Raw genomic sequence first — 26955 nt, forward strand, 5'->3', positions numbered from 1 at the left:
CGTAGCTTCATCCCACTGCTTTGCGAGGACATGAGAATGAGTACTGCCGCGCCGATCCTGCTCACACCGGGGCCCTTGACCACCTCGGCCCGCACCCGCCAGGCCATGATGGTTGACTGGGGTTCGTGGGATGACCGCTTCAACCAACTGACCGCCAGCCTCTGCGAGCAACTGCTGGCGATCATCAACGGTGGCGACAGCCATCACTGCGTGCCCTTGCAGGGCAGCGGCACCTTCGCCGTCGAAGCGGCCATCGGCACCCTGGTGCCCCGGGATGGCAAGGTGCTGGTGCTGATCAATGGTGCCTACGGCAAGCGCCTGGCGAAGATCTGCGAAGTGCTGGGCCGCCCGTTCAGTACCTTCGAAACCGCCGAAGACCAGCCCACCACCGCCGCCGATGTCGATCGGCTGTTGCAGGCTGACAGCAGCATCACCCATATCGCGCTGATCCACTGCGAAACCAGCACCGGCATCCTCAACCCGCTGCCGGAGATCGCCCAGGTCATCCAGCGCCATGGCAAGCGTTTGATTATCGACGCCATGAGCTCCTTTGGCGCACTGCCCATCGACGCCGCCCAGGTGCCGTTCGACGCACTGATCGCCGCATCCGGCAAATGCCTGGAAGGCGTGCCGGGCATGGGTTTTGTGTTCGCGAAAAAAGAGGCACTGGCCGCTGCCCAGGGCAATAGCCATTCCCTGGCCATGGATTTGTTTGACCAGCACGCCTACATGGCCAAGACCGGGCAATGGCGCTTTACCCCGCCGACCCACGTAGTGGCCGCCCTGCATGAAGCGCTGCTGCAATACAACGAAGAAGGCGGCCTGCCGGCGCGCCATCAGCGCTATGCCGCCAACTGCCAGACGCTACTGGACGGTATGGCCGACCTGGGCCTGCGCAGCTTCCTGCCGGCCGCGATCCAGGCGCCGATCATTGTCACCTTCCACGCGCCGAGCGATCCGCGCTACCAGTTCAAGGACTTCTACGAGCGGGTCAAGGCCAAGGGTTTCATTCTGTATCCGGGCAAATTGACCCAGGTCGAAACCTTCCGCGTCGGCTGCATCGGCCATGTCAATCAGGCCGAAATGCAAGCGGCAGTGGCGGCGATTGCCCAGGCGCTGCAAGAGATGGAAGTGCTCGAGATCTAACCCACCCCATTCCAATTGTAGGAGCGAGCTTGCTCGCGAAGATCGTTAACGATAACGCGGGCGGCCTGGTTGGTAGCGGCGCCCCGAGGTTTTTCGCGAGCAAGCTCGCTCCTACAACGTACGCCCCATTACCTATAGGATTTTCACCATGAACTATCAGAACCCCAACACCCTGCAGGCCGCCATCCTTGACTGGGCCGGCACCGTGGTCGACTTCGGCTCTTTCGCCCCCACACAGATTTTTGTCGAGGCGTTTGCCGAGTTCGACGTACAGGTTTCCATCGAAGAAGCCCGCGGCCCGATGGGCATGGGCAAGTGGGACCACATCCGCACCCTGTGTGATCAGCCGCAAGTAGCCGAGCGCTATCGCAAAGCCTTCGGCCGCACGCCGACCGACGATGACGTGACCGCCATCTACGAACGCTTCATGCCGTTGCAGATCGAGAAAATCGCCGAACACTCAGCACTGATTCCCGGCGCCCTGGAGACCATCGCCGCACTGCGTGCGCAGGGGATCAAGATCGGTTCCTGCTCCGGCTACCCCAAGCAAGTGATGGACAAAGTGGTCGAACTGGCGGCCACCAACGGCTACATCGCCGACCACGTCGTAGCCACCGACGAAGTGCCCAACGGCCGCCCATGGCCCGCCCAGGCCCTGGCCAACGTGATCGCCCTGGGCATCGATGACGTGGCGGCCTGCGTGAAGATCGACGATACCGTGCCAGGCATCCTCGAAGGCCGCCGCGCCGGGATGTGGACGGTGGCGCTGACCTGCTCGGGTAACGCCCTGGGCCTGACCTACGAGCAGTTCCGCGCCCTGGACGCGGCGACACTGGCCAGCGAGCGCAAGCGCATCGAAACGCTGTTCGCCGGCTCGCGCCCGCACTACCTGATCGACACCATCACCGACCTGCCCGGCGTGATCGCCGACATCAATCAGCGCCTGGGCCGTGGTGAAATGCCACAAAGCGCCTGATCGACGTCAATACATCGCCCCTCACTCGGGCAAACCTTGCATAACAGGTTTAGGCTAAAGGGACTCCGTCGCCAAAGAACGGAGGTTTGCCCCTGATGAGTGAGGAAAGACGCGATGCCGTGGAAAAACAGCGAGTCCCGTTACAGCACCATGTCCATTGCCCTGCACTGGCTGATGCTAGTGCTGCTGGTGCTGGTCTACACCACCATTGAGTTTCGCGGGATTTTCCCCAAGGGTAGCGGCGGCCGCACCCTGATCAAGGAAATGCACTTCATGTTCGGCCTGACCGTGTTTGTACTGGTCTGGCTGCGCCTGTTTGCGCGAAGCCTGGGCGTGGCGCCGAAAATCCTGCCGGCCCCGCCGCAATGGCAAACCTTGCTGGCGACGCTGATGCACGTGGCGCTGTATGTGTTCATGATCGGCATGCCGATCTTCGGCTGGCTGATCGTCAGTGCCGAAGGACATTCGGTGTGGTTCTACGGGCTGGAGTTGCCACCGTTGATCGGCGAGAACAAAGAGCTGGCCAAGCAGATCGAAGGCTGGCACGTGCTGGGCGGCACCATTGGCTACTGGCTGATCGGCTTGCATGCGGCGGCGGGTCTGTACCACCACTATTTCATGCGTGATAACACCGTATTGCGCATGTTGCCCAAGCGTTAATCCACTAAACCCCGGCGCCCTTGCAGGCCGCCGGTATGTACAAAGACCAGGCGAGTGCCGGGGGCAAAAACCCCGGCCTCGATCTGTTGTTTGAGCGCCAACAGCGCCTTGCCGGTATAGAGCGGTTCAAGGAGCAAGCCACTGGCTTGCCCGGTAGTGTCGATAAAAGCCAGCAATTGCGGGTCGACCTTGGCAAAACCACCACGGCTGGCATCCAGCAGCTCATACCCGCCCTGCACGATGGCCCGCACGTTCTGCGCGACACCGTGATCATCCGGCACCGCCATTGCCCCATACACCGGATGGGCACCCGCCTCCGCCAGGACCAGACCCGCCAGGGTGGTACCAGTGCCTGCTGCCAGCCACCAGGCGTCGTAATCGGCCCAACCCAGGGTGTGCAACTGCATGCGCACCTGCTCGACCAGCACCCCACAGCCCAACGCCCCCGTCATCCCACCGCCGCCTTCGGGCACGGGATGCAGGTGCGGATATCGCTCGCGCCAAGGCAACCAGAAGTCCGGCTCGTGGCGTGCGCGGTAACCGCCATAGCCCAGCCAATGCAGTTGCATGCCAAAGGCTTTGAGGTCCAGAACCGTGGAGGTGTCTTGGGGATGCCCGCGCAACAGGCCGACAGTCGGAAAATCAAAACGTTTACCGGCCGCCGCCAGAGCATGCAGGTGATTGGAGTAGGCCCCACCGAGGCTGATGATGCCTGTAGCGCCGGCCTGCCGCGCCTGGGCCAAGTGCCCGGTGAGCTTGAACCACTTGTTGCCGCTGATCAGTGGATCAATCAGGTCCAGGCGCAGCACGGCTACCTCGACCCCGCTCAGCCAATCCAGCTGCAAGGGTTCAAGGGGAGCGCGGGGAAGCCAATCGAAAGGACCCATCAGGGCATGTCTGCATGAAAAAAGGGGCGGTAGTCTAACACCGCCCCTTCCCAGGTCTTACAGCTCGGCAGCGAGGCGCGAGCCCTGGTTGATGGCGCGCTTGGCGTCCAGCTCGGCAGCCACGTCGGCACCGCCAATCAGGTGCACGTTCTGGCCAGCGGCGACCAGGCCGTCCTGCAGTTCGCGCAGCGGGTCCTGGCCGGCGCAGATGACAATGTTGTCCACCGCCAGCACTTGGGGCTCGCCCTCGGCACCGACACGGATATGCAGGCCTTCATCGTCGATCTTCAGGTACTCGACGCTATTGAGCATCTGCACCTGCTTGTTCTTCAGGCCGGTACGGTGGATCCAGCCGGTGGTCTTGCCCAGGCCGTCGCCGACCTTGGAAGTCTTGCGCTGCAGCAGGAACACTTCTCGGGCCGGCGCGTGGCGCTCGGGCTTGATCCCGGCCACTCCGCCGCGTGCCTCAAGGTGGGTGTCGATGCCCCACTCCTTCCAGAACGCTTCGCGGTCCAGGCTGGTGGACACGCCTTGGTGTACCAAGAACTCCGACACGTCGAAACCGATGCCGCCGGCGCCAATCACCGCCACACGTTTGCCCACCGGCTTACGTTCGAGGATCACGTCCAGGTAACTGAGCACCTTGGCGTTCTCCACGCCCGGAATGGCCGGGGTACGGGGCGCGATGCCGGTGGCGAGGATGATCTCGTCATAACCGCCGGCCACGAGTTGCTCGACGTCCACGCGGGTGTTGAGGCACAACTCGACATGGGTGGTCTGCAACTTGCGCTTGAAATAACGCAGGGTTTCGAAGAACTCTTCCTTGCCCGGCACGCGCTTGGCGATATTGAACTGGCCGCCGATCTCGCTGGCGGAATCGAACAAGGTCACTTGATGCCCGCGCTCGGCGGCCACGGTCGCAGCAGCCAGGCCCGCAGGACCGGCACCGACTACCGCGATCTTCTTGATCTGCTTGACTGGCAAATAATTGAGCTCGGTCTCGTAGCAGGCACGGGGGTTGACCAGGCAGGTGGTCAACTTACCGCCGAAGGTATGGTCCAGGCAGGCCTGGTTGCAGCCGATGCAGGTGTTGATTTCGTCGGCACGGCCAGCGGCGGCCTTGTTGACGAATTCCGGGTCGGCGAGGAACGGCCGGGCCATGGACACCATATCGGCATCGCCTTCAGCGAGGATCTGCTCGGCTACTTCCGGGGTGTTGATACGGTTGGTGGTGATCAACGGAATCCGCACCGCGCCGCGCAGCTTGGCCGTGACCTTACTGAACGCGCCCCGCGGCACTTTGGTGGCGATGGTCGGGATACGCGCTTCGTGCCAGCCGATGCCGGTATTGATAATCGTCGCGCCCGCCTGCTCGATGGCCTTGGCCAACTGGACAATTTCTTCCCAGGTGCTGCCGCCTTCGACCAGGTCGAGCATCGACAGGCGGAAGATAATGATGAAGTTCGGCCCCACGGCTTCGCGCACCCTGCGCACGATTTCCACCGGCAGGCGCATGCGGTTTTCGTAGGCGCCGCCCCAGCGGTCGGTGCGGTGGTTGGTGTGGGCGGCGAGGAACTGGTTAATGAAATAACCTTCCGAGCCCATGATTTCGACGCCATCGTACTCGGCGACCTGGGCCAGTAGCGAACAGGTCACAAAGTCACTGATCTGCTTCTCGATGCCTTCCTCGTCCAGTTCCTTGGGCTTGAACGGGTTGATCGGCGCCTGGATCGCGCTTGGCGCGACCTGCTTGGGGCTGTAGGCATAACGCCCGGCGTGAAGGATCTGCATGCAGATCTTGCCACCCGCCTCATGCACCGCCTGGGTCACGATCTTGTGCTTGAGCGCTTCGGCTTCGGTGGTCAGCTTGGCTGCCCCGGAATACACCCCGCCTTCATCGTTCGGGCCAATGCCGCCGGTAACCATCAGGCCTACGCCGCCACGGGCACGCTCGGCGAAATACGCGGCCATGCGCTCGAAGCCGCCGGGTTTTTCTTCAAGGCCGGTGTGCATCGACCCCATCAGGGTGCGATTGCGCAAGGTGGTAAAACCCAGGTCCAACGGGGCCAGCAGGTGCGGGTAGGCAGCAGCGGTCATGGTACAGCTCCACAACGGATCATCACGGGACGTGGCAGGCTCGAATGGCCGGCCATCGGTTTATGTCCCACAGACTAAGAGCCATACCCCCACCGCTCAATGACTGAAACTGACAAGTTATTGATCCAAATGCGCAACGCCCCTTGGCAAGCGTGGCGACGCGCCCTACCCTAGAGGCGAACCCTGCATACGGCCTGTTGTCTGTTCCCCCATGCGTAAATTATTTGCTTTGACCCTCACCATGGCCTTGGTCGCCGCCGTTTCCGCCTATCTGGTCTGGACCCAGGAGCGTCCCGTGGGGCATTACCTGTCGGACCTGCGGATCAACCTGGCCGTGAACGAGGGCGTCCCCGCCGACCACGGCAATCTGCTGGGCATCCAGCCGGAGCTGTTCCCCGCTGACTACCAGAGCCTGGAGCGCTTACACCTGAAGCTCTCGGCCTACCTGCGCAATGCCCGGGACATGGGGCTGATCAATGACAAAACCATTGTGGTGCTGCCGGAACATGTCGGCACCTGGTTGATGGTCAGTGGCGAAAAGAACGAGCTATACCAGGCCACCAGTCTCAAGGAGGCGATGAACTGGTTTTCGGCCAGCAATCCGTTGCTGTTTATGCGCGCACTGATCAGCGCCCAGGGCGACAACCGTATCGACGATGCGTACCTGCGCATGAAGGCGCCCGCCATGGCCCGCGATTACCAAGTGCTGTTTGGCGGCCTGGCCAAGGAGTTCGGGGTGACGCTGGTGGCCGGTTCCATCGCCCTGCCCAACCCCAGCATCAGCCAGGGCCAATTGCAGGTCGGCCATGGCGCGCTGTACAACACCAGCCTGGTGTTCGACCGCGACGGCCTGCCCCTGGGCCAACCTCAGCGCCAGCTCTACCCGATCTTCGATGAGCGCGGCTTTATCGCCCCCGGCGACGAAAACGCCATCAGCGTAATCGACACCCCGGCCGGCCGCCTGGGCATCCTCATTGGCAGCGACAGCTGGTACCCGGACAACTACCGCAAGCTCAACGAACAAGGCGCGCAACTGGTGGCGGTACCGGCCCTGGTGATTGGCCGGGATACCTGGGACAAGCCATGGCGCGGTTTCAAAAGCGTATCCACGCCGCCGGAAGTCAGCCTCAAGCCCGAAGAGCTCAGCGAAGGCGAAGCCTGGCATCGCCTGAGCCTGATCAGCCAGGCCCCCATCAGCCTGGCCGGTGCGGGCATGAGCGTATTTATGCGCGGGCAGTTCTGGGACCAGGGCACCAGCGGCCAGAGTTTTCTCAGTACCCAAGGGCAAGTCTTCGCCGACGGCAACGCGCGTGGTGCGCGCTTGCTGAACGTGTGGCTGTAAACCTATGAAACCGGCACCGATGCGCCTCGGTGACTTATCGGTGGGCATCGTGCACACCCTCGCCGACGCGGTCCTCAGCCATGGCCTGGACCCGCAGCCACTGCTGTTGCAGTACGGCCTGGACCCGGCACGCTTGAGTGAACCCGGTGCGCGCCTGTCAATCCCGCGCTATATGCGCCTGGGCCACGCAGCCATCCAGTTGACCGGCGATCCCGGCCTGGGTCTGCGCATGGGCCAACTGAGCCGCATGAATCAACTCGGCCTGGCCGGTGTTACCGCCACCCAGGCGCCCAATGTACGCGAAGCCGCACGCACGATGACGCGTTTCGAGGCCCTGTACGGTGCCAACTACCGTGGCCAGTCCAGCTTTCATGAAGACGCCGGGGGCGCCTGGCTGCGGTTCTATTCCATCAGCCCCTATAACGCCTATAACCGCTTTGTCGTGGACTCGATTCTCGCCGGTTGGCTACAACAGATGGCAACCTTGTGCCAGCAGCCGGTAGTCGCCGAGCGGGTCGAGATCGAATTCGCCGCACCGGACTACAGTGCAAGCTACAGCGTGCTGGGCGATTGCCCGATCCAGTTCGGCGCCGAGCTCAATCAACTGCGCTTGAGCCAACACAGCCTGGCCCTGCGCAACCCGCAGCACTGCCCAAGTACCTGGCACTTGCTATTGCAACTGTGTGAAAGGGAATTGGAACAACTGACCCGCACCCGCAGCCTGCGCGAGCGCATCACCCGCTTGCTGGGGCCGATGCTCAATGGCGGCCGGGAACCCGACCTGGAAGAAGTGGCGGCGCGCCTGAAACTGCCGACCTGGACCTTGCGCCGCAAACTGGCCGAGGAAGGCACGCAGTTTCGCGCGATTCTCAACGACACCCGTCGCGACCTGGCCATGACCTACATTCGCGATACGGAACTGGCGTTTGGGGAAATCGCCTATCTACTGGGTTTTGCCTCAGCGGAAGCCTTTCAACGGGCCTTCAAGCGCTGGAACAGCCAGACCCCAGGGGAATTTCGCCGCAGTCAGCGGCATTCCGCCTGACACCTGCCTAGAGTTCGGTGGCGTCATCGGCCGGGTCCAGAGGATCCAGTTCAAAGGCCTGGTATTCCAGCAATTCTTCTTGATAATCGTCCATCGTCGACTCCTTGTTTAATCAAAGCAGGTGGCTTAAATGACCCGCAATACCAGCCTAAAGTGCCGTCATGACCAAAAAAAGACAGGGTCATGACGTTCCTGCACTTCAAGATTAAACGTAGCAGCCAGCAATGGATTTAACGCCCCGAACTCAAGGGGCCGGGGTTATTGGCCGGTGGCCGGCAACGCTGGAATGACCTCTGTTGGCGCGGGCAGCGCAGGCGTCGTCGGCGCGGGCTGCGGGGTAATCGGCACCGCCTCCACAGGTGGCGCAAGCGGTTCCGAGACCGCCGGTGCAACAGGCGTGGCCGGCACATCTTGCGGCGCTTCTACCTTGTCCACCGCAGGCGCGGGCTTGGGTTCCGGCACACCGAGGTCAGCCTTGGGCGCTTCTGGAATGTGCTCGGCGGCCTTCACTTCCTGGGGCAGGAACACATCCACCAAGGCAAAGTAGCGCTCATAGAACTTCGGCGAGCTGACCGTCTCGCTGGCCACCTTGACCATCGAGTCGTCGGTGGAGCCAATCGGCATCGATACCGAACCGAGCACACCCACCCCAAGGCTGGCGGAGTTGTTGACCTTCTTCAACGCGTAGCGATCCTGCAGGGCATTGGCAAACATGGTCGCATGATGCTCGCCGCTGCCGTCTTCGGCACATACCACGTTGAAACTGATCTGCAGATGGGTCTCACCGGTCTGCTGGAAACTTTTGTTACCGCTCACCAGCTTCGGGTCGCTGCTGGTGATGATGTAGCCCTGGCTGAGCAACGCCCGGCGTGCCGCTTCGCAGGCCGCGATATCGCTGACCGGGTAATTGCGCGAAAACGTACCGGAGTCGTCGAAGTTCTCATGTTCGTAGATAGCGGTCTTGGGCGACGAGCAGCCCGTGGCGCCTGCCAGCACCAGCGCAAGCGCAAGGCCACGCAAGTGAAATGAAGTCGACATTGATCATCCTGAGTAAAACGGTCAGGGCGGTATTGTGCAACAGATCACGGGGTGCGCGCGCGAATTCCTGTCGGTAAAACGCCAGCGACCGGCTCGACGCGTGATGCGGGAAAAAGCCTGACGCTCATATGGTCGACAAACACCCGCAGCTTGGCCGAGGCATGCCGGCTCGACGGCCAGAGCATCCAGAAACTGCCGCGGTGCTCCAGGTAGTCGTCCAGCACCCGCTGCAAACGGCCCTGCTCGACGGATTCGCGGACCATGAAGTCCGGCAGGCAGGCGATCCCCAGCCCTTCATGCACCACATGGCTCAGGGACTCGATGGTGGTACTGACCAGCGGAGCGCGCAACACCGGCTCGGGTTCACCCGGCAGATGGCGCAGTGGCCAGGCTTCCAGCTTGCCGGTGGCGCAGAACTTGTGGCGCAGGCAGGCGTGGTGGTTCAGATCCGCAGGACAAGCCGGTGTGCCGTGCAGGGCGAAGTACTGTGGCGATCCCACCAGCACCAACCGATAGTGCCCCAGAAGCCGAGCCGTGAGCCGCGAATCCTCAGGCTTGCCGGTGCGCACTACGGCGTCGAAGCCTTCCTCGATTACATCCACCATGCGGTCGGAGAAGTCCACATCCAGTTCAATCTCTGGATAGGCGCGCATGAATTCGGTCAGCACCGGCATCAACAGGCCCCGCACTTGCGGCAAGCTGACGCGCAATTTGCCACGGGGCGTGGCCGCCGCCTCAGTCAATTCCTGCTCCGCCGCTTCAACCTCGGCCAGGATGCGCCGCGAACGCTCGAGAAACAGCGCGCCCTCGGCCGTCAGCGTGATACTGCGGGTGCTGCGGTGAAACAGCCGAACACCCAGGCGCTGCTCCATGCGCGCAATGCTTTTGCCCACGGCCGAGGAAGACACCCCCAGCACGCGACCAGCCTGAGTAAAGCTGCGGGTTTCCGCGACCTGCACAAACACCGAAATACTGCCCAGGCTGTCCATTGTCCCTTCCTGCTGATTACGGACATGAACGTCCGCTAAGTTCGGAACCTTAGCCCATTTTTCCAAAGGGTTCAGCCCCCTACTCTGCCCCGATGTCCTGATACCTTGAATACGGAGCCGAGCCACATGAATGACTGCAGTACACCGCAATGCCTGCCCAGCCAGCGCGAACGACTGCCCATGGCAGGCTTGCTCGCGCTGGCTACCGCCGGTTTCATCACCATCCTCACTGAAGCAATGCCAGCAGGCCTGCTGCCACAGATAAGCGCCGGCCTGGGCGTTTCCGAGGCGCTGGTCGGCCAACTCGTCACGGTGTATGCCCTTGGCTCGTTGCTGGCGGCCATTCCCCTGACCATCGCCACCCGTGGCTGGCGCCGCCGCCCCTTGCTGCTGATAGCGATCGGCGGCTTTGCGCTGGTCAACAGTGTCACGGCGCTATCGGACCTGTATTGGCTGACCCTCATCGCGCGGCTGCTGGCTGGAGTGTTCGCCGGCTTGCTCTGGGCACTGCTGGCCGGATATGCCAGCCGCATGGTGGCACCGCACCTGCAAGGCCGGGCGATTGCCGTGGCAATGCTAGGCGCGCCGCTGGCGTTGTCCCTTGGCGTGCCTGCCGGAACGTTTCTTGGCACGGTGGTAGGCTGGCGCTTGAGCTTTGCAATCATGACCGGGCTGACCGTGCTGCTACTGGTATGGGTGCGCTGGCAGGTGCCGGACTTTGCCGGACAAAGGGCGCAACAACGCCTGGGCTTACGTCAGGTCTTGCACTTGCGCGGGGTACGTCCGACGCTTTGGGTGACCTTTACCTACGTGCTGGCTCATAACATTCTGTACACGTATATCGCGCCGTTTCTGATGCCCGCCGGACTTACCGCCGACATTGACCAGGTGTTGCTAGTATTTGGCCTGGCCGCGCTGATGGGCATCTGGGTCGTCGGCCTGTTGATTGACCGCCTGCTACCAGCCTTGCTGGTGATCAGTTGCGCGATGTTTGCCGCTGCGGCCTTGGCCTTGGGACTGTGGACCGCCTCTACCGATGTCATCTACCTGTCAGTGGCCGTCTGGGGCCTGGCATTTGGCGGCTTGCCGGCCTTGCTGCAAACCGCCCTGGCCAAATCGGCGGGGGACTCGGCGGATGCCGCCCAGTCCATGCTGGTAACGGTATGGAACCTGGGGATTGCCGGCGGCGGGCTACTGGGCGGCGTACTGCTTCAGGGATGGGGCGTGATGTCGTTTCCCTGGGCGGTCGCTGGTTTGGCCATGTTGGCATTGATCACAACCTTACAGACCCGAAGCGCCCAATCAGGTAGGAGCGAGCTTGCTCGCGAAAGACGTTAACGATAAAGGGGGCTTGCTGGGTATACGCGGCGCTCTCGGGCTCTTCGCGAGCAAGCTCGCTCCTACATAAACTTGGCGGGGCTGAGGAGCAGGCAAAAAAAGACCCCGGCTTTCAGGCCGGGGTCTTTTTTTGAAGCAGTATCACACCATCAGAAGCGTTTGATATCAGCCTTGGCTTCCAGCTCCTTGCGGAACGCAGCGAAGTCCTGCTGGCCAACCCGCGAAGCGAGGAAGCGACGATATTGCTCCTTCTCTTCATCGGTAGGCGCAGCCCCTTCGTTGACGCTGTTCAAGCGCACGATCATCAAGCTGCCATCACGCAGGGTCACGTCGGCAAAAGTCGGTTTGTCCTTCGCCACTGGCTTGGGCATACGGAACAATGCCTGCAATACAGCCGGGTCGACGCCTTCCTGTGCGCGGGTAGCGGCTTCGGTGACTTTCCAGGCCTGGCCAGCAACCGCCTGGTCCAACGCGAGCTTGCCGTCACGCAGGTTGGCGATCAGCTCATCAGCATGAGTCTTCGCCGCAGCGCTTGCACGCTCCTTGGTCAGTTGGGTACGAATGGCAGTCGCCACGCTTTCCAGCGGCAGTTGCTCCGGCTTGCGGTGCTCCTTGGCGCGCAGGACCACGATGGTCTCCGGATCCAGTTCGATGGCGGTGCTGTTGGCACCCTCATCCAGCACTTCAGGGCTGAACGCGGCCTGGATCACGGCACGGTTGGCCGCGATGCCTTCGCCACCTTCACGGCCAAACGGCGCGGAGGTGTGTACGGTCAGCTTGAGGTCCGAAGCTGGCTGGGCCAGGTCGGAGGCTTCGAAAGCCGCATCTTCCAGTTGCTTGGTCGCCTCGACGAAGCGCTGCTCCACTTGCTGGGTCTTCAGCTCGCGGGTCAGCTTGTCTTTGAGGCTGGCGAACGAAGGCACTTCTGGCGCTTCAACCCCCAGCAACTTGATCAGGTGCCAGCCGAAGCTGGAACGTACCGGTGCCGAGACCTGGTCCTTGTTCAAGGCATACAGAGCGCTTTCAAACTCAGGATCGTAGACACCAGGGCCGGCGAAACCCAGATCGCCGCCACTGTTGGCCGAACCTGGATCCTGGGAGAACTCCTTGGCCAGGGCCTCGAAACTCTCGCCCTTGGCCAGACGCGCCTGGACTTCTTCGATCTTGGCCTTGGCTTGCGCCTCGGAGACCTTGTCGTTGACTTCGATCAGAATGTGCGCGGCACGACGCTGTTCAGCGAGGTTGGCGGTTTCTTTCTCGTACAGGGCCTGCAGTTCATCGTCCTTGACCGTTACCTGATCAAAGAACGAAGCCTTCTTCAGCTCCAGGTAGTCGATGACGACCTGGTCCGGGGTCATGAACTCCTTGGCGTGCTGGTCGTAGTAAGCCTTGACCTCGTCGTCAGTAAGTTTCACGGCTGCCGGGTCGGCCTTGATGCTGACGGTGGCGAAATCACGGGTCTGTTTTTCCAGACGCGCGAAGTTCAGCACTTCCTGATCGGTGACAAAACCGCTGCCGGCAATGCCTGCGCGCAGTTGGCCAATCAGCATTTCCTGGGTCAGCATCTGACGGAACTGCATACGGCTGTAGCCCAGTTGACGGATCACCTGGTCGAAGCGCTCAGCGCTGAACTTGCCGTCTTCCTGGAACTCCGGAGTCTGCAGGATCACTTGGTCCAGTGCAGCTTCCGAGAAGGAGAACTTCGAATCAGCCGCGCCTTGCAGCAACAGCTTGCGGTCGATCAGGCCCTTGAGGGCCGCTTCGCGCAGCATTTTTTCATCCAGCAAGGACGCGTCGAAGTCCTTGCCCAGTTGTTGCATCAGCTGCCGACGTTGCATGTCGACGGCCTGGCTCAACTCGTTTTGACTGATTTCTTCACCATTGACCTTGGCCGCGTCCTGGCTGTTGGTCGTGGCCTGGAAAATGGCCTCGATACCGGTGAAAGCCATCAATACAACGATGAGCCCGATAATGGTCTTGGCAATCCAGCCTTGTGAATTGTCCCTGATATTCTGCAGCATGCGTCCCCCAGAAACGGTTGAACTTCAAAATTAGGCAACCGTGGAGCGTGGGTAGAATCCGGATAGAAGAAAGGCGCATCCGAGGATGCGCCTTCTCGTAACGGGCGGAACGGACGGGTATTGAACCCGCCCCCCGGCGTAGCGACCCGATGGATACTCGGGTCAGTTGCCGCTCCGCTGCCAGGCCAGACACCTGCGTCCAGCCCGGATAGGCAAAGGCTTGAGCGAAGCTTAGTTGACGGCTTCTTTCAGGGCTTTACCGGCTTTGAAACCGGGTTTCTTGGCAGCAGCGATTTGCAGTGCTTTGCCAGTCTGTGGGTTACGACCAGTGCGAGCTGGGCGATCGGTCACAGAGAAAGTACCGAAACCTACCAGTACCACGGAGTCGCCGGCCTTGAGAGCGCCAGTGACGGATTCGATTACTGCGTCCAGCGCACGGCCAGCAGCAGCTTTCGGGATATCAGCAGATGCGGCGATAGCATCAATCAGTTCCGACTTGTTCACTCTTAAGTCCCCTTATATCTATTGAGTATGATTCTAAGTTTTTTGGTGAAAGCAAAAACCAGTGCTGAATGGCCTACAGGCACTTATAAGAGCCGCTTTATAACAAGGGCTCTAAAAAGCTGTCAAGGAAGCCACCAGGCTTAAACGTATTAATGCGTGCTAATTCTTTCCTTAGAGTCAGTCTCGCGTTTTTCGTCCTTCGCGACTATCTCGGGAGCCACATCCGGCAAGGGCTCCGGCGCGTATTGCAGCGCAATTTGCAGGACCTCGTCAATCCATTTAACCGGTTTAATCTGCAGATCCTGCTTAATATTGTCAGGAATTTCCTTCAAGTCGCGAACGTTCTCTTCCGGAATGATCACCGTCTTGATACCACCACGGTGTGCAGCCAGCAGTTTTTCCTTCAGGCCGCCAATGGCCAATACTTGGCCACGCAGGGTAATTTCGCCGGTCATGGCCACATCGGCACGCACCGGGATGCCGGTCAGGGCCGATACCAGGGCCGTGCACATGCCTACGCCAGCGCTAGGGCCGTCTTTGGGGGTAGCCCCTTCAGGCATGTGGATGTGGGTGTCGTGCTTCTCATGGAAGTCCAGGGGGATTCCCAGGCTGCGGGCGCGGCTGCGTACCACGGTCTGCGCGGCGGTGATGGATTCGACCATCACGTCGCCCAGGGAACCGGTCTTGATCAGTTGCCCCTTGCCCGGGATCACGGCGGCTTCGATGGTCAGCAATTCGCCACCCACCTGGGTCCACGCCAGGCCAGTCACCTGCCCTACCTGATCCTGTTGCTCGGCCAGGCCGTAGCGGAATTTACGCACACCCAGGAAGTGCTCCAGGGCATCTGCCGTGACTTTCACGGAGAAGCGTTTTTCCAGGGCATGTTCCTTGACCGCCTTGCGGCAGATCTTCGCCAATTGGCGCTCAAGACCCCGTACACCAGCCTCACGGGTGTAGTAACGAATGATGTCGCGGATCGACTCGACATCAAATTCGATCTCGCCCTTCTTCAGGCCATTGGCCGAAATCTGCTTGGGCGCAAGGTACTTGACGGCGATATTGATCTTCTCGTCTTCGGTGTAACCCGGCAGACGAATCACCTCCATCCGGTCCAGCAGGGCTGGAGGAATATTCATGGAGTTGGAGGTGCACAGGAACATTACGTCGGACAGGTCGTAATCGACTTCCAGGTAATGGTCGTTGAAATTGTGGTTCTGTTCGGGGTCGAGCACTTCCAGCAAGGCCGATGCCGGATCGCCACGCATATCGCTGCCCATTTTGTCGATTTCATCGAGCAGGAACAGTGGGTTGCGCACCCCAACCTTTGTCATTTTTTGAATCAATCTTCCCGGCATCGAACCGATGTAAGTCCGGCGATGACCACGGATTTCCGCTTCATCACGCACACCACCGAGGGCCATGCGTACGAATTTACGGTTTGTGGCATTGGCGATCGACTCGGCCAACGAGGTTTTACCCACGCCGGGAGGACCGACCAGGCACAACACCGGGCCACGAATCTTCTTCACGCGCTTCTGCACGGCGAGGTATTCGAGGATGCGTTCCTTGACCTCCTCCAGGCCGTAGTGATCGGCGTCGAGGATATCTTCGGCACGCGACAGGTCCAGGCGCACCTTGGTCTGGGCTTTCCACGGCACCTGCACCAGCCAGTCGATGTAGGAACGAACCACAGTGGCTTCGGCCGACATTGGCGACATTTGCTTGAGCTTGTTCAGCTCGGCGGTGGCTTTGGTCAACGCGTCTTTTGGCAGGCCGGCGGCATCGATGCGCTTTTTCAGCTCTTCGATTTCGTTATGGCCTTCTTCGCTGTCGCCGAGTTCTTTCTGAATGGCCTTCATCTGCTCATTCAGGTAGTACTCGCGCTGACTGCGCTCCATCTGCTTCTTGACGCGACCGCGAATGCGCTTCTCGACCTGCAACAGATCAATCTCGGCATCCAGCAACGCCAGGACGTGCTCGACCCGGGTAGACAGGTCAATAATTTCGAGGATGTCCTGCTTCTGCTCGATCTTCAGCGCCATGTGCGCGGCCATGGTGTCGACCAGGCGGCTAGGCTCATCAATGCTGTTGAGGGAGGACAGGACTTCAGCCGGGACTTTCTTGCCCAGTTGCACGTATTGCTCGAACTGGGACAGCAGGCTACGCACAAAGACTTCGGATTCGCGCTCAGGCGCATCGACTTCGTCGATCAACGCCACTTCTGCACGCAGGTGGCCATCCACCTCCATGAAGCGCTCGACCGCACCGCGCTGCTCACCTTCGACCAGCACCTTGACGGTGCCATCCGGCAGCTTGAGCAATTGTAGAACGGTGGCAATGGTGCCGACGCGATACAGGGCGTCTTCGCCTGGATCGTCATCAGCCGGATTTCTCTGGGCCAACAGCAGGATCTGCTTGTCGCCCGTCATCGCGGCCTCGAGGGCTTCGATAGACTTCTCGCGCCCCACGAACAGCGGGATAACCATGTGCGGATACACAACCACATCACGCAATGGCAGGAGAGGCAATTCAATGGTTGTCTTCATGATTTCGCCTCTATGACAGATGAAAGTAAGCTTGAAACCAAGATGGGGGCTGCGTGTAAAAAAAACAAGCTCAATGCTGGCAGTTACACACAGTAAAAATTCTTATGAAAAACAAAGGGGCCCCTAGAGGCCCCTTGTTTGTACCGAAACTGCGAAACGCTTACGCGTCTGGCGCAGCCTTGGCAGCCGGCTCACTGTTTTCGTAGATATACAGTGGCTTGGACTTACCTTCTATAACGCTTTCGTCGATCACCACTTTACTCACCTCGGACTGCGAGGGGATTTCGTACATGGTGTCGAGCAGTACGCCTTCGAGAATCGAACGCAGACCGCGTGCGCCAGTCTTGCGCTCCAGTGCCCGCTTGGCCACCGATTTAAGCGCGTCGGCACGGAACTCGAGGTCTACACCTTCCATTTCGAAGAGCTTGGCGTATTGCTTGGTCAGGGCGTTCTTCGGCTCGGTGAGGATCTGAATCAGAGCAGCCTCATCCAGCTCGTCCAACGTGGCCAGGACCGGCAGACGACCAACGAATTCCGGGATCAGACCGAACTTGACCAAATCGTCAGGCTCGACTTCACGCAGGGACTCGCCCACCTTCTTGCCTTCTTCCTTGCTGCGCACTTCTGCACTGAAACCGATGCCGCCACGGGTGGAACGGTTTTGAATAACCTTTTCCAGGCCGGAGAACGCACCGCCACAGATAAACAGGATGTTACGCGTATCAACCTGCAGGAATTCCTGCTGCGGATGCTTGCGACCGCCTTGCGGCGGTACGGAGGCGACCGTGCCTTCAATCAGCTTCAGCAGGGCTTGCTGCACGCCTTCACCGGAAACATCCCGGGTGATCGACGGGTTGTCGGACTTGCGCGAAATCTTGTCGATTTCATCGATATAGACAATACCCATCTGGGCCTTCTCTACGTCGTAGTCGCATTTTTGCAGCAGTTTCTGAATGATGTTCTCGACATCTTCGCCCACGTAGCCAGCCTCGGTGAGGGTAGTGGCGTCGGCGATGGTGAATGGAACGTTCAGCAGGCGAGCGAGGGTTTCTGCAAGCAGGGTTTTACCCGAGCCTGTAGGACCGATCAGCAAGATGTTGCTCTTGCCGAGTTCGACCTCATCACCTTTCTTGTCACGCTGGTTCAAGCGCTTGTAGTGGTTGTACACCGCTACGGCCAGAACCTTCTTTGCACGCTCTTGACCAATCACGTACTGGTCAAGGATGCCGCTGATTTCTTTAGGCGAAGGCAATTTATGCGCGCTGCTTTCGGCCTGTGCCTCCTGCACCTCCTCACGGATGATGTCATTGCACAGGTCGACGCACTCGTCGCAGATAAAGACCGAGGGGCCGGCAATCAATTTGCGCACTTCATGCTGGCTTTTGCCACAGAAGGAGCAATAGAGCAGCTTGCCGTTGTCCTCGCCGTTGCGGGTGTCAGTCATTCGTTCGATCCAAATCCGATAGGCTTGCAACACAAGATGAAGGCTTATGCGGGCTTTTTCAAGCCCGCCAGTGGTCGGACATGCCGACCAGCCCTATTTTGAGCGGCTTATATTAAGCGGGGCGCTTGTCGATCACGGCGTCGATCAGCCCGTATTCACGCGCGGCCTCGGCACTCATGAAGTTGTCGCGGTTGGTATCACGCTCGATTTCTTCCAGGGTGTGCCCGCTGTGCTTGGCCATCAGCGTGTTGAGACGCTCACGGATAAACAGGATTTCCTTGGCGTGGATTTCGATGTCCGACGCCTGGCCTTGGAAACCGCCCAATGGCTGGTGAATCATCACGCGCGAGTTAGGCAGGCAGAAACGCTTGCCTTCGGCACCGGCTGTCAGCAGGAATGCACCCATGCTGCAGGCCTGGCCAATGCAAGTGGTGGATACGTTCGGCTTGATGAACTGCATGGTGTCGTAGATCGACATGCCCGCCGTCACCGAACCGCCTGGGGAGTTGATGTAGAGATGGATGTCCTTGTCCGGGTTTTCCGCTTCAAGGAACAGCAGTTGCGCACAGATCAGGTTGGCCATGTAGTCCTCTACCGGACCAACCAGAAAGATCACTCGCTCCTTGAGCAGGCGCGAGTAGATGTCATAGGCGCGTTCGCCACGAGCAGATTGCTCGACAACCATCGGGACCAGGCCGCCTGCGGCCTGGATATCAGAGTTCTGCTGAATATACGAATTACGGAACATGCTCTGCAGTTACTCCCAAATAGTCATGTCTTGAATACGCATAAGCCAGCGCGAGGCTGGCTTATGGGTGTATTTTCAAACGAGTTGGACAATCAGTCGGCTTGTGCTGCTTCAGCCGGCTTGACTGCTTCTTCGTAAGAGACCGCTTTGTCGGTCACCTTAGCCTTCTGCAGAACAGTATCCACAACTTGTTCTTCCAGCACAACCGAACGGACTTCGTTCAGTTGCTGGTCATTCTTGTAGTACCAAGCCACGACCTGCTCAGGCTCCTGGTAGGCCGAAGCCATTTCCTGGATCATTTCGCGAACGCGGTCTTCGTCAGGCTTGAGGTCGAATTGCTTGACCACTTCAGCCACGATCAGGCCCAGCACGACGCGACGCTTGGCTTGCTCTTCGAACAGCTCGGCCGGCAGTTGGTCAGGTTTGATGTTGCCACCGAACTGCTGAACAGCTTGTACGCGCAGGCGATCCACTTCGTTGGACAGCAGAGCCTTAGGCACTTCGATCGGGTTGGCAGCCAGCAGACCGTCCATAACCTGGTTCTTGACCTTGGACTTGATGGCCTGGCGCAGCTCACGCTCCATGTTCTTGCGAACTTCGGCGCGGAAACCTTCGATACCGGTTTCCTTGATACCGAACTGGGCGAAGAACTCTTCGTTCAGCTCTGGCAGCTTAGGCTCGGAGACGCTGTTGACAGTCACGGTGAACTCGGCGGCTTTGCCAGCCAGGTCCAGGTTCTGGTAGTCAGCAGGGAAAGTCAGGTTCAGAACGCGCTCTTCGCCAGCTTTAGCGCCAACCAGGCCGTCTTCGAAACCCGGGATCATGCGGTTGGAACCCAGAACCAGCTGAGTGCCCTTGGCCGAGCCGCCAGCGAAGACTTCGCCGTCGACCTTACCCACGAAATCGATGTTCAACTGGTCTTCGTTCTGGGCAGCGCGATCGGCCACTTCAAAACGAGTGTTCTGCTTGCGCAGGATTTCCAGCATGTTGTCCAGGTCGGCATCAGCCACTTCGGCGCTCAGGCGCTCGATTTCGATACCTTCGAAACCCGCGACGGTGAACTCTGGGAACACTTCGAATACGGCAACGTATTCCAGGTCCTTGCCAGCTTCCAGGGACTTAGGCTCGATGGAAGGCGAACCAGCCGGGTTGAGCTTTTGCTCGACAACAGCTTCGTAGAAGGAAGCCTGAATCACGTCGCCTACGGCATCTTGACGCGCGTCAGCACCAAAACGGCGCTTGATTTCGCTCATCGGCACTTTGCCTGGACGGAAACCAGCGATCTTGGCCTTCTGGGCAGTCTGCTGCAGACGCTTGTTGACCGCAGTCTCGATGCGCTCTGCCGGCACGGTGATGCTCATGCGGCGCTCGATAGCAGTAGTATTTTCAACAGAAACTTGCATGGATATTCCTCGTTGCACAGACGTTAGCCGGCCGTTTCCGACCCAAGAATCAAGGGCATGCATTCTAGTGGGTCAAACTCAAGAAGTCACCCTACTGAAAACGGGTTAAAAAACAGCAGGCATTTTACAGGTACGAATGCACGAATGCTCCTCGCCCCAGTGACAAATACAGCCAATCACGCCAGGGCTCTGTGCCAACCCTTCTATATATAGAAGAAGTCACCAACCATCTCCCTGGCTGCCGACCTTGCACACAAGGCCGACGGGTAGCACGGCATCATCGAGAAACAAAAATACGACGAAACGCCCCACCCCTGCGACCCAAAACCTGCAGTCGCCGAATACGCAAACCGCTAAAACAAAAAAGGCGCCAGACTGTTAAATCTGGCGCCTTTCGGAATATGGGGTGGACGAAGGGGATCGAACCCTCGACAACGGGAGTCACAATCCCGTGCTCTACCAACTGAGCTACGCCCACCATATTGCGTGACAAAGAAGCCAATCGCCTTCTTTGTTAAGCACCAACCTAGCCCATGGCAAGGGTGACGCTGTATTTGGTGCGGATGAAGAGACTCGAACTCTTACGCCTCGCGGCGCTGGAACCTAAATCCAGTGTGTCTACCAATTCCACCACATCCGCGGCTTGAAGCTTTTAAAACAAAGGCGCCAGACGATTAAATCTGGCGCCTTTTCAAATATGGGGTGGACGAAGGGGATCGAACCCTCGACAACGGGAGTCACAATCCCGTGCTCTACCAACTGAGCTACGCCCACCATCTTGCGCTACTTGTGCCAAAGCTGCCTAATGGCGCACCCGGCAGGACTCGAACCTGCGACCATCCGCTTAGAAGGCGGATGCTCTATCCAGCTGAGCTACGGGCGCCTGATTAATCTGTACTCTTGGAGGACTACAAACTAAATGCTTCCAGTCTCACACAACAAAACGACTATTGCGCTCGACCTTCTTAACCAGTGCTAGGCTGTGCCCGACAAGTGCGACGAATAGTATAGACGCCCCTAGGGGCCGTCAAATCTTTTTTAAAAAAAATTCATTTTATTTAAGGGGTTAGGGGAATTTGCAGACCAAGCGCCTTTGCCCTCACGTCCTGGCGTGCGAGAATGCGCGCACTTTTCCTCCCCCTCTCGATGGTTAATCACGCGTAATGACTGCACAACTTATCGACGGCAAATCAATCGCCGCCAGCCTGCGCCAGCAGATCGCCAAACGTGTCGCCGAGCGTCGCCAGCAGGGCCTGCGCACGCCGGGGCTCGCGGTGATCCTGGTCGGCAGCGATCCTGCCTCCCAGGTTTATGTCTCGCACAAGCGTAAAGACTGTGAAGAGGTCGGCTTTATTTCCAAGGCCTACGACTTGCCTTCCGACACCACCCAACAGGCCCTCACCGACCTGATCGACGGCCTCAACGACGATCCGAACATCGACGGCATCTTGCTGCAATTGCCGCTGCCGGAGCATCTGGATGCCTCCCTGTTGCTGGAGCGCATCCGCCCCGACAAGGACGTCGATGGTTTCCATCCTTATAACGTCGGTCGCCTGGCCCAGCGCATCCCCCTGCTACGCCCCTGCACTCCAAAGGGCATCATGACCCTGCTGGAAAGCACCGGCATCGATCTGTATGGCCTGGATGCGGTGGTAGTCGGTGCATCCAACATTGTCGGTCGCCCAATGGCCATGGAGTTGCTGCTGGCCGGCTGCACCGTGACGGTCACCCACCGCTTCACCAAGGACCTGGCAGGCCACGTCGGTCGTGCCGACCTGGTCGTGGTCGCCGCCGGTAAGCCGGGCCTGGTCAAGGGTGAGTGGATCAAGGAAGGCGCCATCGTGATCGACGTTGGCATCAACCGTCAGGAAGACGGCAAGCTGGTAGGCGACGTGGTGTACGAAACCGCCCTGCCCCGTGCCGGCTGGATTACCCCGGTGCCGGGTGGCGTAGGCCCGATGACCCGTGCCTGCCTGCTGGAAAACACGCTGTACGCGGCCGAAACCCTGCACAGCTGATCACCTGCCCCGCCAAAAGAGCCCAGCATTGACGCAATGCTCACGTGGGGCTCCCTGAAAAATCCGCTGCCAGCTATCTGGCAGCGGATTTTTTTTATTCCTGCTCTACAGATTTGGCTTGCGCCGTATCGACAGAAACAATGCGTCGCGATCTCCAGAAGTCATAGCTGGCCAGACTCGACACATCCCGGGCAGTGCCGGGCGCCTCCCCCTTAAACATCAATGATGACCAGTGTCCCGTGGCTTCCAGACAAAACCGCATGGGGCACACCAGCTTTAGCCAAATAGATTTGCCCTTCTCCCACGCGCACCGATTCACCATCGACTCCCAGCAACAACTGCCCGGAGATGACTAGCAAGCCCTCAGTGTAATCATGCACCTCTGCCTCAATGGACATTTCATCCATGCGCAGAACTTTGATATTGGAGCCGCCTACCTGTCCTAGAACGGTGGACGTCCAAGCTTGAGGCAAGGCCTTCGCGATCAAATCAAGATCCATCAGGGACATAGAAAACTCCTTTTCGAACTGCCCTACTTAGCATTCTCCTGGATCCGGCTCAATGCCGGTCGCCACCAATACCCCATATCACTGAACAGCGCCAGACGGCCATTGGGGCTCAACGCTTATCGTGAACTTCGGGATTCCATGTACTGCCGAGAAATATGACCCCGGGACCAATCAAGCAACCCCAATAACCATTTAGGCTTGGATAGAACAGCGGCCCGAATACCCCACTGACAAGCAAAACGCCCCCTGCCCATAACCGCTTACGCGGCGTGAACCACTCGCGGAACGCTTCAAGCTTTTTACTGGCCATTACCTCTCTCCCTGATAACCAACTCGAAAAGATCTTCACTTCTATCAACGAATCACGCCAACCGGTGAGGTAGACACGCAACTAAAACGCAACACGACCATGACGGCCCGGGTCTTGCGGGATCGGGACTCGTCGAGCGCCCGGTATTCACGCCCTACTCCCGCGAAGAGTTCGAACTGTCCTGGGAAAGGGGTAAAAAATCGCTACAAGCCTAACCAATCATCGGCTTATAGCCTTTATGTAAAGGCTCTCTATCAGTTTCTGATCCATACTAATAATATGTAACGTCTTTTTTCAAAAAGCCGGTCGCACCCGGTATTTTCCTACCTTTTAGCGAGTTCATCCGCGTGAATATTCGTCTTTCTCTCGTCAGCCTGTTCTTCGTACTCGCAGGCACTGTCGCCAACGCCAGTGAAACCACCCTGGCCCCTCGGGACACCTCGCAACTGCACATCGCCTCGGGCAGCGCGATGCTGGTGGACTTGCAAACCAACAAGGTGATCTACGCCAGCAACCCCGACGTAGTCGTGCCGATTGCCTCCGTCACCAAATTGATGACTGGCATGGTGGTGCTGGACGCCAAGCAGAATATGGACGAGTACATCTCCATCAACATCAGCGACACCCCGGAAATGAAAGGCGTGTTCTCACGGGTCAAGCTCAACAGCGAGATGCCGCGCAAGGAAATGTTGCTGATCACCCTGATGTCCTCGGAAAACCGTGCCGCCGCCAGCCTGGCCCACCACTATCCGGGTGGCTATGTAGCGTTTATTGCCGCGATGAACGCCAAGGCCAAGGCCCTGGGCATGACCAGTACCCGTTATGTCGAGCCCACCGGCCTGTCGATCCATAACGTGTCCACCGCCCGCGACTTGAGCAAGCTGGTGCAGGCCGCGCGCAAATACCCGCTGCTCACGCAATTGAGCACCACCAAAGAAAAAACCGTGTCGTTCCGCAAGCCCAGCTACACCCTGGGCTTTTCCAACACCGATCATCTGGTCAACCGCGCCAACTGGGATATCAAGCTGACCAAGACCGGCTTCACCAACCAGGCCGGTCACTGCCTGGTATTGGTGACGAGCATGGGTAATCGCCCGGTTTCGCTGGTGATCCTCGATGCGTTTGGCAAGTTCACACACTTTGCCGATGCCAGCCGTATTCGCAAGTGGATTGAAACCGGCAAGAGCGGCTCGGTGCCGGATGTAGCCCTGCAATACAAGGCCGACAAGAACCTCAAGGCGCGCCAGACTGGGGTCGCCCAGTCCCATTGATGCGCGACTGGCAGGCATAAAAAACGGCGCCCTCGGGCGCCGTTTGCTTTATGGCTGCTTCTGCCTTTGGGCCATCACCTTCAGTGCCTGGGCCGCCGCCTGTTCCTGGCCGGCCTGGGCGGTTGCGTTGGCGGCCTGCTGCCAGCGCCCCGCATCCAGGTTGGCCGGCAACTGGCTCGGGCGCTGGACCAACACCGCCCACTGCCCAGCGCTTTTCCAGGCGGACTCAAAATCACTGAAGGCCACCGGGCGCCGCCGATCCCTTGCCACTCGCAACAGCACCGTACTGTTTTGTTGGTTGAAACCCACCAGTACCGCATAACGCGGCTCAGCCCACAGTGTCGAGCCCTCGGTGATCCGCACCATCACCGGGTACCCCGCCGCCACCTGCGCCAACAGCGCTTTCAGCTTGGCATCCAGCGGATACACCAGCATCCCGTATTCACGCGCCAGTCCCTGCATGTTGCGCTCAAGGTCGGCTTCACCGCCCGGCAGGTGCAAGGGTTTATCCAGCAAGCCCGGTGTAATCACAATGCCTTGTTGCGACAGCATGCTGGCCAAGGCGGCCGGGCCACCCTGGTAGGTGTCGCCACGAAACGCCGGCACACCGTTGAGCTCTACGCGCTCAGGCAGGCCTTGGATTTTCGAAGGTGTGGGATGCCCGGCACATGCGGCCACTCCGAGGATGCAGGCAGCCACCAGCAAGGTTTTTTTGAGGTTCGACCGTAAACGCAACTTCTTCACTCTCTTGATCATCTGCGGGCTGGGGCGTTGATCATAGGGTGCTCTTGGACGCCGGTATAGCCTTGGACAGCAGTAAAAAACCCGGCATAGAGCAAACAAGTTGGACGCACACGACCATTGGTCAATAGCACGCAACCGGGAGGCAGCTAGACTGTCCATTGCAAAGACAGTGTGTGCCCTGTACAGGGCAAAAGGAGGCACTCATGAGCCTGACAACCACGATCTTACTGCTGGTACTGGGCTGGCTGGCCGTAGCCGGCGCCATGTTGTGGGGGGTGTTGCGCGTGACGCGCCGGCATCATCACCCGCAGCCAAAAACCGCTATACGGGCCAAAGCCCACAAGCCTGTCGCGCATCACGCCTGAGCAAATGCAGGAGCCGGCGAACCGGCTCCCACCGATCTACGCCACCTGCTTGCGGGCGACCGTTGCCGAGGCAGCCAGCATCGCCCGCAGCAACACCGCGCATCCTGCCGCCAGGTCATCGGGTGCCGCATTTTCGATTTCGTTATGGCTGATCCCGCCCTCACACGGCACAAATATCATCCCCGCAGGGCCCAATTCGGCGACGAAGATTGCATCGTGTCCAGCGCCACTGACGATATCCATGTTTGACAGGCCCAGCCCCGTGGCCGCCTCTCGCACGGCATCGACACAGCCCTTGTCGAAATACAGCGGTGGGAAATCGGCAGTCGGCACCATCTCGAAGGTCAGGCCATGCTTGGCACAGGTGTCGTCAATCACCTTGCGCACCTGGGCAATCATCGAGTCCAGGCGCGCCGGTTCCAGATGCCGGAAGTCCAGGGTCATGCGCACTTCGCCAGGGATCACATTGCGCGAGCCAGGATAGGCTTGCAGGCAACCCACCGTGCCGCAGGCATGGGGTTGATGGCCGAGGGCGGCAGCGTTGACCGCAGCAACCACCGCCGAGGCACCGACCAGGGCGTCCTTGCGCAGGTGCATCGGCGTCGGCCCGGCATGGGCCTCGACGCCGCGTAGCGTCAGGTCGAACCATTTCTGGCCGAGCGCCCCCAGCACCACACCGATGGTTTTGCGTTCATCTTCAAGGATCGGGCCTTGTTCGATATGGGCTTCGAAATAAGCCCCCACCTTATGCCCACTGACCGGCCGGGTGCCCGCATAGCCAATCGCATTCAGCGCATCGCCCACGGTGATGCCCTCGGCGTCGGTCTTGGCCAGGGTATCTGCCAGGGTGAATTTCTCGGCAAATACCCCGGACCCCATCATGCATGGCGGGAAGCGCGAGCCCTCTTCGTTGGTCCACACCACCACCTCCAGCGGCGCTTCGGTTTCAATCTTCAGGTCGTTGAGCGTGCGCAACACCTCGACGCCCGCCAATACGCCGAAGCAGCCATCGAACTTGCCACCCGTCGGCTGGGTATCGATATGGCTGCCCGTCATCACCGGCGGCAATGCCGGATTACGCCCCGGGCGACGGGCAAAGATATTGCCCACCCCATCCACCGTCACGGTGCAACCCGCCGCCTCGCACCACTGCACAAACAGATCGCGGGCCTGGCGATCGAGGTCGGTCAGGGCCAGGCGGCAGACACCGCCCTTAGGGGTAGCGCCAAGCTTGGCGAGGTCCATCAGCGACTGCCACAGGCGGTCGCGGTTGACGTGCTGATGGGTCGATTGCAGAACGTCGATGGCAGCGTTCATGGTGATCTCCTCAGGCAATATTTCTTATGATTGACGCGGTCCAACTGTGGGAGCGGGCTTGTTCGCGAAGGCGGTGGGTCAGTGATGGATGTATTGACTGATACAGCGCATTCGCGAGCAAGCCCGCTTGTATGTTTAGACTTGAAGGGGTGGGCGGCGACTAAAAGCCCGATTCCGACTCTAGCCAGTACGGACCGTGGGAGACTTCTCGTCCCGCCCTTTCTACCCTAAGCGCCG

General features: G+C 59.6%; 23 protein-coding genes, 4 tRNA genes and 1 pseudogene. 10 read left to right on the plus strand and 18 right to left on the minus strand.

The features are described 5' to 3' along the window. Window positions 1-36 precede the first annotated feature (36 nt). The 4 genes and pseudogenes from HBO09_RS25870 to HBO09_RS25880 all read left to right on the plus strand — a co-directional run bounded on the left by HBO09_RS25870 (window position 37) and on the right by HBO09_RS25880 (window position 2782). Entirely contained in the window at window positions 37-1146 is a 1110-nt protein-coding gene (locus HBO09_RS25870; protein WP_169999190.1) for a 2-aminoethylphosphonate--pyruvate transaminase, read from the plus strand. 29 nt (window positions 1147-1175) lie between these two features. Next, window positions 1176-1277 (plus strand): annotated as a pseudogene (locus HBO09_RS29095) (outer membrane lipoprotein carrier protein LolA); the annotation flags it as partial. Window positions 1278-1294: 17 nt separating this feature from the next. Next, window positions 1295-2122: a phosphonoacetaldehyde hydrolase gene (gene phnX / locus HBO09_RS25875; RefSeq protein WP_169999191.1), complete on the plus strand. Its 828-nt coding sequence runs from the start codon at window positions 1295-1297 to the stop codon at window positions 2120-2122. Between the two features lie 114 nt (window positions 2123-2236). Then, complete coding sequence (locus HBO09_RS25880; protein ID WP_169999192.1) at window positions 2237-2782, plus strand: cytochrome b; 546 nt, start codon at window positions 2237-2239, stop codon at window positions 2780-2782. Here the strand turns inward: HBO09_RS25880 and HBO09_RS25885 are convergent. Continuing rightward, complete coding sequence (locus HBO09_RS25885) at window positions 2779-3669, minus strand: pyridoxal-phosphate dependent enzyme (protein ID WP_169999193.1); 891 nt, start codon at window positions 3667-3669, stop codon at window positions 2779-2781. The two genes, HBO09_RS25880 and HBO09_RS25885, sit on opposite strands and share 4 nt — an antisense overlap. Window positions 3670-3726: 57 nt before the next feature. Continuing rightward, the gene (locus HBO09_RS25890) at window positions 3727-5766 is read right to left on the minus strand and encodes an NADPH-dependent 2,4-dienoyl-CoA reductase (protein WP_169999194.1); all 2040 of its coding nucleotides are present in this window, start codon (window positions 5764-5766) and stop codon (window positions 3727-3729) included. A 211-nt stretch (window positions 5767-5977) separates the two neighbouring features. On the opposite strand from HBO09_RS25890, the gene HBO09_RS25895 reads away from it, so the two are divergent. Then, window positions 5978-7108 (plus strand): carbon-nitrogen hydrolase family protein, encoded by a 1131-nt coding sequence (locus HBO09_RS25895; protein ID WP_169999195.1) that lies wholly within the window; start codon window positions 5978-5980, stop codon window positions 7106-7108. 4 nt (window positions 7109-7112) lie between these two features. Then, window positions 7113-8153, plus strand: a complete 1041-nt coding sequence (locus tag HBO09_RS25900) for an AraC family transcriptional regulator (protein ID WP_169999196.1) — start codon at window positions 7113-7115, stop codon at window positions 8151-8153. Window positions 8154-8411: 258 nt separating this feature from the next. Here HBO09_RS25900 and HBO09_RS25905 read toward each other — a convergent pair whose 3' ends face one another. Both HBO09_RS25905 and HBO09_RS25910 read right to left on the minus strand, forming a co-directional pair. Continuing rightward, a complete protein-coding gene (locus HBO09_RS25905; protein ID WP_169999197.1) occupies window positions 8412-9191 on the minus strand; it encodes a DUF2242 domain-containing protein in 780 nt (259 codons plus the stop codon). A gap of 44 nt (window positions 9192-9235) precedes the next feature. Next, the gene (locus tag HBO09_RS25910) at window positions 9236-10180 is read right to left on the minus strand and encodes a LysR family transcriptional regulator (protein WP_169999198.1); all 945 of its coding nucleotides are present in this window, start codon (window positions 10178-10180) and stop codon (window positions 9236-9238) included. Between the two features lie 126 nt (window positions 10181-10306). On the opposite strand from HBO09_RS25910, the gene HBO09_RS25915 reads away from it, so the two are divergent. Beyond that, window positions 10307-11518 carry an MFS transporter gene (locus tag HBO09_RS25915; RefSeq protein ID WP_169999199.1) on the plus strand — a complete coding sequence of 404 codons (1212 nt, stop codon included), beginning with the start codon at window positions 10307-10309 and terminating at the stop codon, window positions 11516-11518. Between the two features lie 149 nt (window positions 11519-11667). Here the strand turns inward: HBO09_RS25915 and HBO09_RS25920 are convergent, their stop codons facing one another. The 10 genes from HBO09_RS25920 to HBO09_RS25965 all read right to left on the minus strand — a co-directional run bounded on the left by HBO09_RS25920 (window position 11668) and on the right by HBO09_RS25965 (window position 21067). Beyond that, window positions 11668-13539, minus strand: coding sequence for a SurA N-terminal domain-containing protein (locus HBO09_RS25920; RefSeq protein WP_169999200.1), 1872 nt, complete (start codon window positions 13537-13539; stop codon window positions 11668-11670). Window positions 13540-13770: 231 nt separating this feature from the next. Next, window positions 13771-14043 carry an HU family DNA-binding protein gene (locus HBO09_RS25925; protein WP_003174819.1) on the minus strand — a complete coding sequence of 91 codons (273 nt, stop codon included), beginning with the start codon at window positions 14041-14043 and terminating at the stop codon, window positions 13771-13773. Window positions 14044-14192: 149 nt separating this feature from the next. Next, complete coding sequence (gene lon / locus HBO09_RS25930) at window positions 14193-16589, minus strand: endopeptidase La (protein WP_169999201.1); 2397 nt, start codon at window positions 16587-16589, stop codon at window positions 14193-14195. A 160-nt stretch (window positions 16590-16749) separates the two neighbouring features. Then, entirely contained in the window at window positions 16750-18033 is a 1284-nt protein-coding gene (gene clpX, locus HBO09_RS25935) for an ATP-dependent Clp protease ATP-binding subunit ClpX (protein ID WP_029298419.1), read from the minus strand. 112 nt (window positions 18034-18145) lie between these two features. Continuing rightward, the gene (gene clpP / locus HBO09_RS25940; protein ID WP_029298421.1) at window positions 18146-18781 is read right to left on the minus strand and encodes an ATP-dependent Clp endopeptidase proteolytic subunit ClpP; all 636 of its coding nucleotides are present in this window, start codon (window positions 18779-18781) and stop codon (window positions 18146-18148) included. A gap of 92 nt (window positions 18782-18873) precedes the next feature. Continuing rightward, window positions 18874-20184, minus strand: coding sequence for a trigger factor (gene tig, locus HBO09_RS25945; RefSeq protein ID WP_029298423.1), 1311 nt, complete (start codon window positions 20182-20184; stop codon window positions 18874-18876). Window positions 20185-20586: 402 nt separating this feature from the next. Next, window positions 20587-20662 (minus strand) — tRNA-His (locus HBO09_RS25950). 77 nt (window positions 20663-20739) lie between these two features. Continuing rightward, window positions 20740-20824: transfer RNA gene (locus tag HBO09_RS25955), tRNA-Leu, on the minus strand. 58 nt (window positions 20825-20882) lie between these two features. Continuing rightward, window positions 20883-20958, minus strand: a tRNA-His gene (locus HBO09_RS25960). 32 nt (window positions 20959-20990) lie between these two features. After that, window positions 20991-21067 (minus strand) — tRNA-Arg (locus HBO09_RS25965). A gap of 280 nt (window positions 21068-21347) precedes the next feature. Between HBO09_RS25965 and folD the strand changes: the two genes are divergently transcribed. Further along, entirely contained in the window at window positions 21348-22202 is an 855-nt protein-coding gene (folD, locus tag HBO09_RS25970) for a bifunctional methylenetetrahydrofolate dehydrogenase/methenyltetrahydrofolate cyclohydrolase FolD (RefSeq protein ID WP_169999202.1), read from the plus strand. A gap of 212 nt (window positions 22203-22414) precedes the next feature. On the opposite strand, the gene HBO09_RS25975 is transcribed toward folD, so the two are convergent. Continuing rightward, window positions 22415-22711 carry a cupin domain-containing protein gene (locus HBO09_RS25975; RefSeq protein ID WP_169999203.1) on the minus strand — a complete coding sequence of 99 codons (297 nt, stop codon included), beginning with the start codon at window positions 22709-22711 and terminating at the stop codon, window positions 22415-22417. A 109-nt stretch (window positions 22712-22820) separates the two neighbouring features. Next, window positions 22821-23021, minus strand: a complete 201-nt coding sequence (locus HBO09_RS25980; RefSeq protein WP_169999204.1) for a hypothetical protein — start codon at window positions 23019-23021, stop codon at window positions 22821-22823. A 347-nt stretch (window positions 23022-23368) separates the two neighbouring features. Between HBO09_RS25980 and pbpG the strand changes: the two genes are divergently transcribed. Further along, complete coding sequence (gene pbpG, locus HBO09_RS25985) at window positions 23369-24292, plus strand: D-alanyl-D-alanine endopeptidase (RefSeq protein WP_169999205.1); 924 nt, start codon at window positions 23369-23371, stop codon at window positions 24290-24292. Window positions 24293-24340: 48 nt separating this feature from the next. On the opposite strand, the gene HBO09_RS25990 is transcribed toward pbpG, so the two are convergent. Continuing rightward, window positions 24341-25027, minus strand: coding sequence for a peptidase C39 family protein (locus HBO09_RS25990; RefSeq protein WP_169999211.1), 687 nt, complete (start codon window positions 25025-25027; stop codon window positions 24341-24343). A 212-nt stretch (window positions 25028-25239) separates the two neighbouring features. Between HBO09_RS25990 and HBO09_RS25995 the strand changes: the two genes are divergently transcribed. Next, a complete protein-coding gene (locus tag HBO09_RS25995) occupies window positions 25240-25401 on the plus strand; it encodes a hypothetical protein (RefSeq protein ID WP_169999206.1) in 162 nt (53 codons plus the stop codon). Between the two features lie 36 nt (window positions 25402-25437). Here the strand turns inward: HBO09_RS25995 and HBO09_RS26000 are convergent, their stop codons facing one another. Continuing rightward, entirely contained in the window at window positions 25438-26718 is a 1281-nt protein-coding gene (locus HBO09_RS26000) for a Zn-dependent hydrolase (protein WP_169999207.1), read from the minus strand. Window positions 26719-26955 lie beyond the last annotated feature (237 nt).

The sequence above is a fragment of the Pseudomonas sp. WS 5027 genome (assembly GCF_012985695.1).
GTDB lineage: Bacteria > Pseudomonadota > Gammaproteobacteria > Pseudomonadales > Pseudomonadaceae > Aquipseudomonas > Aquipseudomonas hygromyciniae.